This window comes from Arthrobacter sp. LFS091 (genome assembly GCF_047977885.1).
In the GTDB taxonomy this organism is placed as follows: domain Bacteria; phylum Actinomycetota; class Actinomycetes; order Actinomycetales; family Micrococcaceae; genus Arthrobacter.
This window is the reverse complement of sequence record NZ_JBFPFP010000003.1, coordinates 57,877-70,660: the sequence shown is the minus strand read 5'-3', so window position 1 is coordinate 70,660 and position 12,784 is coordinate 57,877. Positions and strand designations below refer to the sequence as shown.

The following is a 12,784-nucleotide window of genomic DNA, read 5'->3' as shown; positions in this document are numbered from 1 at the left end:
CTGGATTGATGCGGCTCGTAGCAAGCGATATTGACGGCACCATCCTCGGTCACGACGGCAAAATCAGTGACCGGACCATCAAGGCATTCCAGGCGTGCCGTGACGCAGGGGTGGAACTGGTCTTCGTCACGGGCCGGCCGCCGCGGTGGCTTTACCCGCTTCAGGAGCAGCTCGGCCACAGCGGAATCGTGATCTGTTCCAACGGCGCGGTCGTGTGGGATTTGGAATCCGAAAAAGCACTTTCCTCGTGCGTCCTGGACGCCGCGTCAGTCTTTGAGGCCCGCCGCATCATCAAGTCCATCAGGCCCGATGCCCTGTTCGCGGTCGAAACCCTGACAGGTTTTCAGCTGGAGCCGGGCTTCATCGAGAACGAAACCAGTGAGTTGCTTGCCGAGTTCACCCCCCGGCCGTTGGACGAGACGCTGACGGCGGATGACGCCGTCGTAAAGTTCCTGGCGATCACCCGCAAGGGCACCCCTGACGATTTCCTTGCCGAGGTGCAGCCGGCAGTCGCCCATTTGGTAAGCACGACGCATTCGGCCCCACGCACGGCGATGCTGGAAATGTCAGTCCAAGGCATCAACAAGGCCGTCACCCTGGCCAAGTACGCCGAGTCGCTGGGGATCGATGCCGCGGACGTCGTGGCGTTCGGGGACATGCCCAATGACATTGAGATGCTCCGCTGGGCGGGCCACGGCTACGCGATGGCCAGCGGACACCCGGAGGCCATTCTTGCCGCCGGCCAGCAGGCTCCCCACTTCGACGACGACGGCGTGGCCCAGGTTCTTGAGGCGAAACTCACCGAACAGCGGGTTTAGTTTCCGAACCGCGGGACCCAACAACGGACGTTGTCGCAGTAGCGGTCAAAGTCTGTGCCAAACCGTCGGCGGAGATCAGCTTCTTCGTGGGGCCTCACTGCGTAATTCCACACCAGCGAGCCAATCACCGCGTAAGCGACCACCAGCCACGATCCCAGCATGAGTCCGATGGCAGCGCCCTGCACGATTCCTGCGAGAGCCATCGGGTTCCTGATCCAGCGGTACGGCCCGGCGATGACCAAACGGTTGGGCATTGCGGATGGCAGCGGCGTGCCCTGTCCAAGGGTGGACATGGCCAGTGCTGAATAGATGCCCAGTGCGCTGGCAAGTACCAGGAGGACCGCGCCAATCACGCCTGCGATGCCAGGGATCGGCAGGGCGACAGCCCAGCGGTTCTCCAGTGCTGATACCGCGAGGGGAATCACTCCCAGGAAGAAGCTCCAGAAGAGCACGAGTTGCGCGAACGTCGTAGCGACATGCGGAGCTGCCGTGGGGCGTTGCGCTGCTGGGCGGAACGCGAACGGACCGCGGAGAACCCACTCAGATGGCACTCGTCCGTAGGCAACGAGGCAGAGCGCCACTATGGAACATGCGGACGCGGCGGCCATGGCCACAACGCCCCACCCTGCTTCGGTGCTGATGGTGGCATAGCTTGCCAACGCCACGGTGACCAAGCAGGTCCAGGCGGTGGCGATGACAGCCGCCGCCTTGTTGCCACAGGCCGCCACGGCCGAAGCCACGACGAACAGCGGGATATCCGCACAGGCAACCATGACAGGATCCAACTGTCCAAGCGTTAATTCACGGATCAGTGGCAGGGCAAAGACTGAGATCCACCAGGCAGCCCCCGCCACGGCCTGCGCGGCAAAATATGCCCGCCCCCACGCAGGCCCCGTCACGGGTGCCGCATGCCCTTGCCCGCCAGCAGGGCGCGGTAGCCCTCCTTATATGTGGGGAAGGTGAGTTCGACCCCGGTGGCCCGTACACGCTTGTTCGAACAGCGTTTGTCGCCAGGGCCGGCGTCGGACGCGTCGCCGGGTGCCGCCGTCGGGGGTTCCGGGCAGCCCAGTTCAGCAGCAAGAAACCGCATGACCTCGCCCATTTCTGCCGCGTGATCGTCAACGCCTATGTACACCGGATCCGGAGCCTGGTCCATGGTGGTGAGGTGGACGATCATGGCTGCGGCGTCGTCCCTGTGGATGCGGTTGGTGTGCCGGGGCCGGGCGGGAATGACCGCTTGTCCTGTGCGGACCTGGTCAATCAGCCGGGTGCGTCCCGGTCCGTAGATGCCGCCCAGGCGCAACGAGATGGCCTCTGTGCTGGTGCCTCGGGTCCGAGAGAACAGCAATTCTTCGGCCTCCACCAGCACTTTTCCGCTGAAGCGCGTCGGCTCCGTGGCCGTGGACTCGTCCACCACAGCCCCGCCGGAATCCTTGTACACAGCCGTGGAGGAGACGAAAAGGATCCGGCGCGGCTCCAACCTTTGCCGCTCCAACGCGTCCAGCACGTTCCGGGTGCCCTCCAGATAAGCCGTGCGATAGGCCTCCTCGGTGGAGGTATCGGCTGCCACGGCAATCACCACGATGTCCACATCCGAGGGAAACTCCGGCAGGTCCTTGGCGAGGTCCGCGTACATTCCACGGATCTGGGGCGGCAGCTTTTCGGGGGACCGACGCAGGCCAACAACCTCACGGCCGGCGGCGGCGAAGCGAAGCCCGGCTTCGGTTCCGAGGTCGCCGCACCCGGCAATCAATACAGTCATGCCCCTAGTTTCGCAGGCCGCAGCTGTCACCGAGTTCCCAGCCTCCATACAACCGGCGTTCACGTGGCACCCGTAGGCTTTCAGCCACGGACTTGTTAGCACGTCGAAGGTGCAGGGGAACCATGGCAAAGCGTAGGATCAACGATTTCACCACTGCGCCGTTGCGGCGCATCGAACCGGACCATCACTGGCGCTCGCTGCGGCAGGGCGACCGCGTCAAGGTCACGCTCACCCCCGGTTACGAGTCCGCAGGTGTGGTGGACGCCGTCACCGGAGACGCCACAGCAGTTTGGGTGGAGCTCGACGGCGGTCGCGGCCGGACGCTGGTGCACGTCAGCGACGGCGTCGCGATCGTTCCGCACGAGGCCTGACACACTTCTTTGGGGCGGACGTCGGCTACGCTACGGGTGTGAAGCTGCCCTATTTCCTCCGCAAGGACGGTTCGGTTGGCCCTTTGGCCTTCGCGCACCGGGGTTTTTCGTTGGACGGCCTGGAGAATTCCATGTCAGCCTTCAAAGCTGCAGTCGAATTGGGAACTGCGCATCTGGAAACGGACGTGCACACCACCCGTGATGGCGTGGTCCTTGTCTTCCATGACTCGTCCCTGGACCGGGTGACCGATTCCGTGGGCACCGTCTCCTCGCTGACCGCCGCGGAGGTTGCCAAGGCGCGCATTGGTGGGATGGAGCCGGTGCCAACGTTCGACGAGCTGGTTACCTCGTTGCCGGACGCCCGGCTGAACCTGGATGTCAAGGACTGGAACTCGGTGCGCCCCTTGGCGGAGGCCATTGAGAGGCATGGAATCCACCACCGGGTCCTGGTGACGAGCTTTTCGGACAGGCGCCGCCGCGCAGTCCTTCGGCTGTTATCACGGCGTGTGGCCTCCTCGGCCGGCAGCACTCTGACGGCGCTTTTTGTTCTTCTGGGTCCTGTCCTGCCCGCCACTTTGGCACGGAAGCTGCTTGCCGGCGTCGACGTTTTCCAGGTCCCGGTCGGCTACGGAAGGCTCCCGGTTGTGACTCCGGGTTTCGTCCGACGCGCCCATCGGCTGGGCCTGCAGGTGCATGTGTGGACCATCAATGAACCCGCGGAAATGGACCGGCTGCTGGATCTTGGCGTGGACGGTCTCGTGTCCGACCGGCTCGACCTCCTCAAGGAAGTCCTGGTCCGTCGCGGCGAGTGGGTGTGAGCGAGCGTTTGGTTGAAGCGGGTGGGATGTGAGCGAGGGTTCGGGGAAACCGGACCCTCGCTCACATCCCTACCGTTTCCCGTGGACCCTCGCTCACATCCCTAGGGTTTCGACCGCGCCCGACGGGTTGGGCTGACACCCAAAAACCTACGTGAGATGGTGGTCAGTACCAGCAGCCACTGCGCGAGGGAGATTGGCGTGACCCTGTTCCGTTTAGCGATCCTTGATGACTACCAGCAGGTCTCCGGGGATTACGCCCCGTGGGAGTCACTGCTCGACGACGACGTGAAGGTCAGTGTTTTCAGCGCACCTTTCGTGTCGGAGGAGCAGGCCGTGGCCGCCTTGGCGCCGTTCGACATCATTGTGGCGATGCGCGAACGCACCCGTTTCCCGCAGAGTTCCTTGGATGCCCTGCCGAACCTCAAGCTCCTGGTGACTACGGGCATGGCCAACGCCGCCATTGATATGGAAGCGGCAAAGGAGCGCGGGATTGTGGTGTGCGGTACGGCTGGTTCACCGGCGGCGGCACCGGAGTTGGCATGGGCGCTCCTGTTGGCATTTGCCCGGAACCTTCCTGTGGAGGAGAACTCGCTCAGGGCGGGGGAGTGGCAAACGGGCGTTGGGTTCGAACTCGAGGGAAAGACCCTGGGCATTGTGGGCTTGGGCAAGATCGGTTCCCGAATGGCCCGCTACGCCAAGGCCTTTGGGATGGACGTCCTGGCGTGGAGCCAAAACCTCACCGCCGAAGCAGCCGAAGCAGCGGGCGCCCGGAAGGTGACAAAAGAGGAGCTGTTCCGCGAGTCCGACGTGGTCACGCTGCACCTCCGGTTGTCGGAGCGTACGGAGGGCATTGTGGGAGCCAAGGAACTCCGGCTTCTGGGCCCGGAGGGGCTGTTGGTGAACACGGCCCGGGGTCCGCTGGTGGACGAAGCAGCACTCGTACAGGCCCTGGAGGAAGGCTGGATCAGGGGCGCCGCCTTGGACGTCTTCGACGAGGAACCGCTTCCTTCCGGGCATGCATTGTTGCACTCTCCCCGGACGGTGCTTTCGCCGCACATCGGCTACGTGACGCACGAGAGTTACCGGCAGTTCTACGGGGGTGCGTTCGAGGACGTGAAAGCGTGGCTTGCGGACGCTCCGGTTAGAGTGTTGAACGGCTAGGTTACGCTGCGGCAAGCGCTTTCCCAGTAAAGCTGGCAAGATGGATCCATGCGTATCCTCATCGCCCCCGACAAGTTCAAGGGATCCCTTACCGCTGCCGAAGCCGCGTCAGCCATGGCTGAAGGCGCCCTCCGCGTCTACCCGGACGCCGTGACCACCCAGTTCCCGGTGGCCGACGGCGGCGAAGGCACACTGGATGCCGCCACCGCAGCGGGCTACGAAGAGCGGAACAACGCCGTGGTTGGGCCCATCCTCAAGCCTGTTGGCGCTTCCTGGGCGATCCGCAAGGACGCATTTGGCGGCGCCACTGCCGTGATCGAAACCGCGCAAGCATCCGGCCTGGCGCACATGGAGCCGACTCCCGAGAACTCGCTCCGCGCCCACAGTTACGGCTGCGGCCAGCTGATTGCAGCCGCGCTCGAAGCCGGTGCCACTGAGATCGTGCTGGGGTTGGGCGGTTCGGCAATGTCCGACGGCGGCAGCGGGGCCTTGCGTGCGTTGGGGCTCAAGCCCCTCGATGCCGCGGGGAACGTGGTGCCCCTCGGCGGCGGTTCGCTGGCCGACGTCGTCGCCTTGGATGTCTCCGGGCTGGATCCGCGGCTTTCGGCCGTGACGTTCCGCATCGCCGTCGACGTCCGGAACCCGCTGTACGGGCCTGATGGTGCCGCACATGTTTTCGGTCCGCAGAAAGGCGCCGATGAGGACGCCGTAGAGAAGCTCGACGCCGGCCTTCGCAACTGGGCATCGCTCCTTCGGGAAACCACCGGCCGCGACGTTAACGTGCCCGGAGCCGGAGCGGCAGGCGGGTTCCCGGCGTCGTTCCTGGCCTTTACTGACGCTGCGCTGGAAGGCGGCTTCGCGTTGGTCGCAGGCCTCACGGGCCTGGCCCAGCACCTGGGCGAGGCCGACCTGGTCATCACCGGCGAGGGGTCCATGGACGAGCAGTCGCTCACGGGCAAGGCGCCGATCGCGCTAGCCGACGCCGCCAGTGTGCACGGCATACCAGTGGTGGCCGTTGCGGGGCGCATCACGGTCACGCCGGAAGAGCTTGCGAAGCACGGGATTGTGGCTGCCGCGCAGTTGCTGGACGTTGCACAGCGCAAGGATGGTGTTCCCGACGTCGCCGATGCCGTGGCTAATGCGGCCAAGTACCTGGCGTGGGCGACCAGCCAGGTGCTTGAAGGGGCGTAGCGCCTACTGGCGGTAGCCCTCAACCTCGTTGACCGGCCTGGGCTCGGCGTCGTCGGGGTTCTCGCCAGCGTTTTTCTTGGCGCGACGTTGGCGCAGCAGGTCCCAGCACTGGTCCAGCTGTGCCTCCAGCTGGGCGAGGCGGGCGCTGTCATCCCCAGCCCCAGTGCTGGTGGAGTCGCGCAAGCGGTGTTCCTCCTCGACCAGCGACTGAATACGTTCCAGCAGGTCCTGGTTATCCATGCTCTGTCTCCTTTGTGGTGGGACGCTTACGTTCGAACGTAGCCCAGCCGACGGGGTGCGTCTACTCTCAGCCGACGGCATACTTGGGTCATGAAATTCACTACGACCATCGTGGGCGATGGAAACAAGGCTGGCATCGAGGTTCCGGACGAGGTCGTTGACGGGTTGGGTGCAGGAAAGCGCCCGCCGGTGGTGATGACCATCAACGGCCAGAGCTACCGCAGCAGCATCGCCGTGATGGGCGGCAAATACATGGTGGGCGTCAGCTCGGCGAACCGTGAACTGACGGGCGCTTCCGCTGGGGACACGGTGGAGGTTGGTCTGGAAGTGGACACTCAGCCGCGCGTCATCGAGGTGCCCCAGGACTTGGCTGCCGCGCTGGACGCCGAGCCTGGGGCGAAGGCCTTTTACGAGACCCTGAATTACAGTTCGCAGCGGAGGTACGTGGAGCCGATCGGGGACGCCAAGACGCCGGAAACCCGTGCCCGGCGGATCGCAAAGGTGGTTGCGGATTTGAAGGCCGGGAAGAAGTAGCTACACGCCGTTATCGAGCGAGCGAGTCGACCCGCCGCCGCGGCCACACGCCGTGGCCGCTAGGCTGGACTTTTCGAGCTTTGGAGGCTGGCCGTGGTTTACGACCCCGAGCGCGATCTGCGGGACGATGAAGTGTATGCCGAGCACAAGGAGGCCGTGGCCAACGGTCAGAAGCGAGTGCTCCGCAGGACCAGCACCGGCGAACTCCACAGTTATGCCGGCGATGAGATTGGATTCACGCCAGGTCGCGGCCAGGCGCAGGTGAGTTCCTGGTGGGGGATGGCGATTCTGTCGGCATTCGGATGCCTTGGGTTCGTTGCGTCGGTGGCGATGCTTCTGTCCCCGCTTTTTCAAGGAGATAGCCCCTCATGGGGCGCTCTTTGGGGTATGGGGCTGGCGGGGTTTATTGCCTGGTATGGATTCAACCTGTCCAGGGACGAGTACAAAGCCACGCGGCTTCGCAAACAACGCGGTTCTCCTATGCCGGGCACCGGTTACGTTGATGTGCAGCTGCTGGAAACAGGCCGGCGCCGCGCCAAACGAGGCAGGTGAGCCCCGCCGTCGTGCGGTTAGTCTTTCCGCAGACTGTACGTGCTCACCACGTTGCCCTTGCTGGTGGCGTACTGGTCCTCCAGGACGAGCCGGTTCAGTGGATCGCCGTCCTCGAAGAGCCGCCGACCACTGCCGGCCACCACCGGGTGCGTCATCAGGGTCAGCTCATCGAGCACGCCCGCGAACAGCAGTTGGCGTACCAGCGAGATGCTGCCGCAGACGGCGATCTCACCGCCGTCGCGGTTCTTGAGGTCCGTGACGAACTGCTCCACGTCGCCCTCAATCAGGTGCGAGTTTTCCCATTCCAGCGGTTCGGTCAGCGTTCGGGATGCGACGAACTTCTCGACGGGGTTAATGAATTTGGCGAAGTCGTCGTCCTGCGTCGCGTTCGGCCAATACTGGGCCCATTCCTGGTAGCTGACACGCCCAAGAACCACGGTGTCCACCGTGTTGATCATTTTGGTCAGGCCCTTGCCCAGGTCCTCGTCAAAGCTATCGAACTGGAACTTGAACGGGTCCTGGACTACGCCATCCACGGAGTGGAACAGTCCGGCGGTGACTTTACGCATCGGTGCCTCCTGTTAGGCTGCTCGGCTTGTTGTTTGGAATTCGCGGGACGGAAGGGCAGTCACGTTGCCGGGGGCAGGGTTGAGTTTGACCGGCATTTCATGGAGCTCAGCATAAACCTTGAGCTGATCCAGGGCTTCGGGATCCACCATCGCGTCCGTCAGGTCCATCTCGACGCCGAGACCGCCGCCCAGGCTCCTGGTCCGCTGAACCACCGGATACAGCCCCTGCAGGCTCTGTGCGGTCACGTGACCGGTCGCTGCGATCTGGATCTGTTCGCCGTCAACGTCGACGCGAACAACTACGGAAAGCTTCTCGCTGGTCAATGTACTGCCTTTCATCGTTGCTGCCACGCTGCAGCGCCCCCCAGCGTATGTGGCGAGTGTGACGTGCGCAACATTGCGACGAAAAGGCGAGTGCCGCCGTCGCTTCCGACGTGGGCTTGCCGTCTCATAGCACGTAATTCTGGAAGGAAACTGTATCCTCTAGCGAGAGGCCTCTATTAGGCCCTCCACAGCCTGAATATTGGGGGAGAAGTGCGCACTGAACGTGCCGCCGGCCGCGTGTCGGAGCAATCACGCAGAATTGGTTCCTTATCGAGGATGGCTGCTGCGTTGGTGGCCATGCTTCTAGTGATGGTTGGGATGCCTGTGCTCCCAGCCAATGCGGTCACCAATGCCACCCAGGTGCCTAAATTGACGGCTGTGAAGTTGATGTCGGGATTCAGCCTCACCCCGGGGCAGGCTGCTCGAGTGCAGTTCACACTAAGTCAGCCGGCCCAGCAGTTGGAGTTCCACTACTTGGACGGTTCACATTCGGAAACGCGAATACTGACGTGGACGGGCAATCCAGGAGCTGGCAGCTTCACCGCTGAAGCATCGGCCGTGATCGGCGGCGGCGACTATTTTGATGGGTTGCAGCGCCTGTCGCACGTACTTGTCACATATCGAGTGCAGGGCAAAGACACTCCAGAAGTAGTCGAACTTCGTCGTAACAGCAGTTATGACACACTCAACACGGACGGAGCCGGGGACCCGTTGCTCCAAAGCCTGGACTTCACGGTGAAGAACCCGGGCCATGCCTTGCGCACGCCGCAGAATACCGTGGCTCCCAAGTTTGAACCCCGGTTGGACCTGGACTGGACAAGTATGGTTCAGGGCACCATTTCCAAGGGCTCGTGGACTGCCGGCGTTAACCAAGTGCGGGTCCAGTGGGTTGTAGGCGAGAAAGTGGAGGACTACCAGTATCGGGCGGGGGTCGAGCCCAACGTCGGATGGTTGATTGCGCAGTACTACGGGAACCAGGTGAAGCTACGGGTCACCACCGTCACCCCTGGTTTCACGTCGGTGTCCGCCGAGTCGGAGTCACGCCTGTTCGTCGGTGGGCGTCCTGTCGCCATGACAGGAAAACCGTATATAGGTTCCACCCTGAACACTGACTTTGACCCCACATACATCAAGGGCCTTCCCGTCGGTGCAACTCCGAAAATGGAAGTTATGTGGAGGAGTAAATCCACTTCCTATGCTGATAGGCCGGCAGCGCCTGGTGCTGGCTACCTCGTCAAAGAAGCTGATGGCGGAGGAACAGTATCGGCCGTGGCCGTCATTTCGGTTGATGGAAAGGTTGTTGGGCGTTTCGCCACCGACTGGACGGACTATGTGACCAACCCTGCCCCTTCCCGGAACTATGTCAGTCGGGAAGTGAGCGACTTCGTGATGACTCGCACCACTGACGGCAGACTGTGGATGTGGGGCCGATACTTCGGAGCGTTCCCCAAGGAGGTTGGATCGGGTTGGAATGCCTTTGACAAGATCTTTTCGCCCGGGGACTTTGACGAGGACGGGCATGCCGATGTACTGGCTCGAAAGCCCTCCGGCGAACTGTGGTTGTATCCCGCCGACGGGCAATACTGGTGGAAGCCGGCCTCAAAGGTGGGCGTTGGCTGGCAAGGAATGACAGAACTCTTTGCGCCCGGCGATTTCGATGAAGATGGTCATGATGACGTCCTGGCCAGGGACCGCGATGGCCGGCTGCTCCTCTACCCAGGTAACGGCAGGGGTGGCTGGTTGGCTCCACGGCAAGTTGGTGCTGGATGGAACATGTTCAACAGGGTCTTCTCACCGGGCGACTTCGACGGCGACTCCCACGCGGATATCCTGGCCACAAATGCCAGTGGCCAGCTGTTCCTCTATTCTTCAAACGGCAAGGGCGGCTGGTTGGGCGCCAAGGTGATCGGTTCCGGTTGGCAGTCCTTCAAGAATATTTTCAGCGCAGGAGACCGGAGCGGCGATGGCTGGGTCGATATCTATGGCGTCGACGGTGCGGGGTATATGTATCTTTACCCCTTCAAGTCGGGAAGCTGGAAACCGCGGGCCCTGGTCGGAGCCGACTGGGACGTCTTCACTGTACTGTTCTAGGCCGCAGGCAGCTTTGAAGCGAAAAGGCGATTGCCGCCGTCGTACTTCTCGTGAAAGTACGACGACGGCACCCGGGTTTGGTGCCCGGCTGGCCGCTAGGCGGTCTGGCCGGCGTGCTGGCCTTCGGAGATTTCCTCTACGACCTTGGCGTTGAAGGCGGGCAGGTCGTCCGGTTTACGGCTGGTGACCAGGCCCTGGTCCACGACGACTTCCTCGTCGGTCCAGTTGGCGCCCGCGTTCTTCATGTCCGTCTGGAGCGTGTGGTACGAGGTGACGTTGCGGCCCTTGATGACGCCGGCCTCGATGAGGAGCCAAGGGCCGTGGCAGATCGATGCCACGGGCTTGTGCTGCTCGAAGAAGGCTCGCGTGAAGTTCTGGGCGTCCTTATCGACGCGGAGGTTGTCCGCGTTCACGACGCCGCCCGGGAGTACCAGGGCGTCGAAGTCGGATGCATTGGCGTCTGACACCGCGAGGGTTGCATCGAAGGTGTCACCCGGCTCGGTGCCGTTGTAGCCCTGGATGGTGCCCTTTTCGGGGGCGATAAGCGTAGGTTCGCCACCGGCGTCCTTCACTGCTTGCCATGGGCTGGTGAGTTCCACCTGCTCCACGCCGTCCGTCAGCAGGAATGCGACCTTCTTGCCCGAGATGTTGTGTTCTGACATTGTTCCTCCTCTTGTTCGGCTGCCTTTTGGGCACATGCCGTTGCTGCGAGAGTTGTTTGTCTGACCTGTTCCAGCCTAGGGAACCCAGCCATAGTAAGCAAGCTGATTATTTGTTCCGTTGGGCAGCGCTGCTTTTCCAAGTGGCTTTCGCCCGGGCCTGCACCGGCGCGTGGCTACCGGATAGTAGGCTGAGTCGCATGACGTGGGGGCGCCGGTTCCTCCCGCACCCCGGAGGACTCGCCCCATGTTCAGAACGCACACGTCCGTCAAAACACCGATCCGAGGCGCTCTCGGAGCCAAAGTGGCTGCGTTTCTCTTGGTCGTCGTGACCCTTGCCGCCTCAGGGGCAGGGGCAGCCACCGCCGCCGAAGAACCAGGCCAAGGGGACCACGCCATGGGATCCACTCTTCGTGACAACGAAAGCGAGGGCCAGGACTTGGCCACCATCCGGGACGCTTCGCCCTTGGCAGTGCCGCAAGGCGTGCGTGGAATGGACGTGAGCAGCCACCAGGGCGTGGTGGACTGGTCCAAAGCCGCAGCCAACGGGGCAAAGTTCGCCTACGTCAAGGCCAGCGAAGGGACCGGGTACAGCAACCCCTATTTCTCTGCACAGTATGCGGGGGCTGCTTCTGCCGGCATGCTCCGCGGCGCGTATCACTTCGCCCTTCCGAATGGCTCGTCCGGCGCGGCGCAAGCCAACTACTTCCTTCAGAGTGGTGCGGCCTGGAAACCGGACGGCAAAACACTTCCTGCGCTGCTGGACCTCGAAGACAGCCCCTATGGCGACGGCGCCTGCTACGGAATGACCCGCAGCCAGATGGTGGCCTGGATTTCCGATTTCTCCACCACCATCCTGGCCCGGACCGGGCGTCTTCCAGCGATTTACACCGGGACAATCTGGTGGGAGGACTGTGTCGGGAAGGCTGATGGCTTTGGGAACCACCCGCTCCATATCTCCAATTGGGACTCCACGCCCGGAGCACTTCCCGCTGGCTGGAAGACCTACACCCTGTGGCAGCACGCCGACTCGGGCGTCTTCCCCGGGGACCAGAACATCTACAACGGAACGCTGACTCAGCTGAAGTCCTTTGCAACCAATCCCGGACCGATCTTCTCTGACATTTCCGGTGGCCAGTTCACCACCGAGATCAACTGGCTCGGGTCGCGAGGCATCTCGACTGGCTGGACCGAAGCGAACGGCGCCAGGACGTACCGTCCCCTCGCGCCCGTTGCGCGTGATGCCATGGCCGCGTTCATGTACCGCTTGGCCGGATCGCCTTCCTTCACCCCGCCGGCCAGGTCGCCGTTCGCTGATGTCGCCCCGGATAACCCGTTCTACAAGCAGATCACCTGGCTCGCCAGCAAGGGCATCAGCACCGGGTGGACCGAGGCCAATGGAACCAAGACCTACCGGCCGCTGGAACCAGTTGCGCGTGATGCCATGGCCGCGTTCATGTACCGCCTGGCAGGTTCGCCGGCATACAGCCCGCCCGCAAAGTCGCCTTTTGCGGACATTGCCACGAACAATCCGTTCTACAAGCAGATCACCTGGTTGGCGGCTAGCGGCATCAGTACCGGCTGGGCCGAGGCGAACGGAACCAGGACCTACCGTCCCCTGGAGCCGGTCGCCCGCGACGCCAAGGCCGCATTCATGAGCCGCTACAACGCCAGGTTCGGGAGCAAATAGCGGG

General features: G+C 63.1%; 15 protein-coding genes. 9 read left to right on the top strand and 6 right to left on the bottom strand.

Annotated elements, in window-relative coordinates; translation table 11 throughout:
• Positions 1–8 precede the first annotated feature (8 nt).
• A complete protein-coding gene (locus ACNQOP_RS05945; protein WP_416403655.1) occupies positions 9–818 on the top strand; it encodes an HAD family hydrolase in 810 nt (269 codons plus the stop codon).
• Here the strand turns inward: ACNQOP_RS05945 and ACNQOP_RS05940 are convergent.
• Together ACNQOP_RS05940 and ACNQOP_RS05935 are read right to left on the bottom strand one after the other, a co-directional pair.
• Positions 815–1,717, bottom strand: coding sequence for a methyltransferase family protein (locus tag ACNQOP_RS05940; RefSeq protein WP_416403654.1), 903 nt, complete (start codon positions 1,715–1,717; stop codon positions 815–817). The genes ACNQOP_RS05945 and ACNQOP_RS05940 overlap by 4 nt on opposite strands.
• Positions 1,714–2,628, bottom strand: a complete 915-nt coding sequence (locus tag ACNQOP_RS05935) for an SDR family oxidoreductase (RefSeq protein WP_416403653.1) — start codon at positions 2,626–2,628, stop codon at positions 1,714–1,716. The genes ACNQOP_RS05940 and ACNQOP_RS05935 overlap by 4 nt, the downstream gene beginning before the upstream one ends.
• A gap of 74 nt (positions 2,629–2,702) precedes the next feature.
• On the opposite strand from ACNQOP_RS05935, the gene ACNQOP_RS05930 reads away from it, so the two are divergent.
• The 4 genes from ACNQOP_RS05930 to ACNQOP_RS05915 all read left to right on the top strand — a co-directional run bounded on the left by ACNQOP_RS05930 (position 2,703) and on the right by ACNQOP_RS05915 (position 6,121).
• Complete coding sequence (locus ACNQOP_RS05930; RefSeq protein ID WP_211710388.1) at positions 2,703–2,951, top strand: hypothetical protein; 249 nt, start codon at positions 2,703–2,705, stop codon at positions 2,949–2,951.
• A 38-nt stretch (positions 2,952–2,989) separates the two neighbouring features.
• The gene (locus ACNQOP_RS05925) at positions 2,990–3,769 is read left to right on the top strand and encodes a glycerophosphodiester phosphodiesterase (protein ID WP_416403652.1); all 780 of its coding nucleotides are present in this window, start codon (positions 2,990–2,992) and stop codon (positions 3,767–3,769) included.
• A 198-nt stretch (positions 3,770–3,967) separates the two neighbouring features.
• Positions 3,968–4,930 (top strand): D-2-hydroxyacid dehydrogenase family protein, encoded by a 963-nt coding sequence (locus ACNQOP_RS05920; RefSeq protein WP_416403651.1) that lies wholly within the window; start codon positions 3,968–3,970, stop codon positions 4,928–4,930.
• 48 nt (positions 4,931–4,978) lie between these two features.
• On the top strand, positions 4,979–6,121 hold the full coding sequence (locus ACNQOP_RS05915; protein WP_416403650.1) for a glycerate kinase: 1,143 nt from the start codon (positions 4,979–4,981) through the stop codon (positions 6,119–6,121).
• A 3-nt stretch (positions 6,122–6,124) separates the two neighbouring features.
• Here ACNQOP_RS05915 and ACNQOP_RS05910 read toward each other — a convergent pair whose 3' ends face one another.
• Positions 6,125–6,361, bottom strand: a complete 237-nt coding sequence (locus ACNQOP_RS05910; RefSeq protein ID WP_257370019.1) for a DUF2630 family protein — start codon at positions 6,359–6,361, stop codon at positions 6,125–6,127.
• Positions 6,362–6,451: 90 nt separating this feature from the next.
• Here ACNQOP_RS05910 and ACNQOP_RS05905 point away from each other — a divergent pair, with 90 nt between their 5' ends.
• Together ACNQOP_RS05905 and ACNQOP_RS05900 are read left to right on the top strand one after the other, a co-directional pair.
• Positions 6,452–6,895 (top strand): YdeI/OmpD-associated family protein, encoded by a 444-nt coding sequence (locus ACNQOP_RS05905; RefSeq protein ID WP_416403649.1) that lies wholly within the window; start codon positions 6,452–6,454, stop codon positions 6,893–6,895.
• A gap of 93 nt (positions 6,896–6,988) precedes the next feature.
• On the top strand, positions 6,989–7,447 hold the full coding sequence (locus ACNQOP_RS05900) for a hypothetical protein (protein WP_416403648.1): 459 nt from the start codon (positions 6,989–6,991) through the stop codon (positions 7,445–7,447).
• 17 nt (positions 7,448–7,464) lie between these two features.
• Here ACNQOP_RS05900 and ACNQOP_RS05895 read toward each other — a convergent pair whose 3' ends face one another.
• Together ACNQOP_RS05895 and ACNQOP_RS05890 are read right to left on the bottom strand one after the other, a co-directional pair.
• Positions 7,465–8,016 (bottom strand): dihydrofolate reductase family protein, encoded by a 552-nt coding sequence (locus tag ACNQOP_RS05895; protein WP_235518023.1) that lies wholly within the window; start codon positions 8,014–8,016, stop codon positions 7,465–7,467.
• Positions 8,017–8,028: 12 nt separating this feature from the next.
• A complete protein-coding gene (locus ACNQOP_RS05890; RefSeq protein WP_257370023.1) occupies positions 8,029–8,355 on the bottom strand; it encodes a hypothetical protein in 327 nt (108 codons plus the stop codon).
• Positions 8,356–8,766: 411 nt separating this feature from the next.
• On the opposite strand from ACNQOP_RS05890, the gene ACNQOP_RS05885 reads away from it, so the two are divergent.
• On the top strand, positions 8,767–10,431 hold the full coding sequence (locus tag ACNQOP_RS05885; RefSeq protein ID WP_416403647.1) for an FG-GAP repeat domain-containing protein: 1,665 nt from the start codon (positions 8,767–8,769) through the stop codon (positions 10,429–10,431).
• Positions 10,432–10,526: 95 nt separating this feature from the next.
• Here the strand turns inward: ACNQOP_RS05885 and ACNQOP_RS05880 are convergent, their stop codons facing one another.
• Complete coding sequence (locus tag ACNQOP_RS05880; protein ID WP_416403646.1) at positions 10,527–11,093, bottom strand: type 1 glutamine amidotransferase domain-containing protein; 567 nt, start codon at positions 11,091–11,093, stop codon at positions 10,527–10,529.
• 244 nt (positions 11,094–11,337) lie between these two features.
• Between ACNQOP_RS05880 and ACNQOP_RS05875 the strand changes: the two genes are divergently transcribed.
• On the top strand, positions 11,338–12,780 hold the full coding sequence (locus tag ACNQOP_RS05875; RefSeq protein ID WP_416403645.1) for a lysozyme: 1,443 nt from the start codon (positions 11,338–11,340) through the stop codon (positions 12,778–12,780).
• Positions 12,781–12,784 lie beyond the last annotated feature (4 nt).

What these genes read in the sequence shown, in the direction of transcription:
- ACNQOP_RS05905 (WP_416403649.1), top strand. Translation starts at nt 6,452, where the DNA reads ATGAAATTCACTACGACCATCGTGGGCGATGGAAACAAGGCTGGCATC.
- ACNQOP_RS05880 (WP_416403646.1), bottom strand. Translation starts at nt 11,093, where the DNA reads ATGTCAGAACACAACATCTCGGGCAAGAAGGTCGCATTCCTGCTGACG.
- ACNQOP_RS05895 (WP_235518023.1), bottom strand. Translation starts at nt 8,016, where the DNA reads ATGCGTAAAGTCACCGCCGGACTGTTCCACTCCGTGGATGGCGTAGTC.
- ACNQOP_RS05930 (WP_211710388.1), top strand. Translation starts at nt 2,703, where the DNA reads ATGGCAAAGCGTAGGATCAACGATTTCACCACTGCGCCGTTGCGGCGC.
- ACNQOP_RS05945 (WP_416403655.1), top strand. Translation starts at nt 9, where the DNA reads ATGCGGCTCGTAGCAAGCGATATTGACGGCACCATCCTCGGTCACGAC.
- ACNQOP_RS05910 (WP_257370019.1), bottom strand. Translation starts at nt 6,361, where the DNA reads ATGGATAACCAGGACCTGCTGGAACGTATTCAGTCGCTGGTCGAGGAG.
- ACNQOP_RS05915 (WP_416403650.1), top strand. Translation starts at nt 4,979, where the DNA reads ATGCGTATCCTCATCGCCCCCGACAAGTTCAAGGGATCCCTTACCGCT.
- ACNQOP_RS05935 (WP_416403653.1), bottom strand. Translation starts at nt 2,628, where the DNA reads ATGGAGGCTGGGAACTCGGTGACAGCTGCGGCCTGCGAAACTAGGGGC.
- ACNQOP_RS05875 (WP_416403645.1), top strand. Translation starts at nt 11,338, where the DNA reads ATGTTCAGAACGCACACGTCCGTCAAAACACCGATCCGAGGCGCTCTC.
- ACNQOP_RS05890 (WP_257370023.1), bottom strand. Translation starts at nt 8,355, where the DNA reads ATGAAAGGCAGTACATTGACCAGCGAGAAGCTTTCCGTAGTTGTTCGC.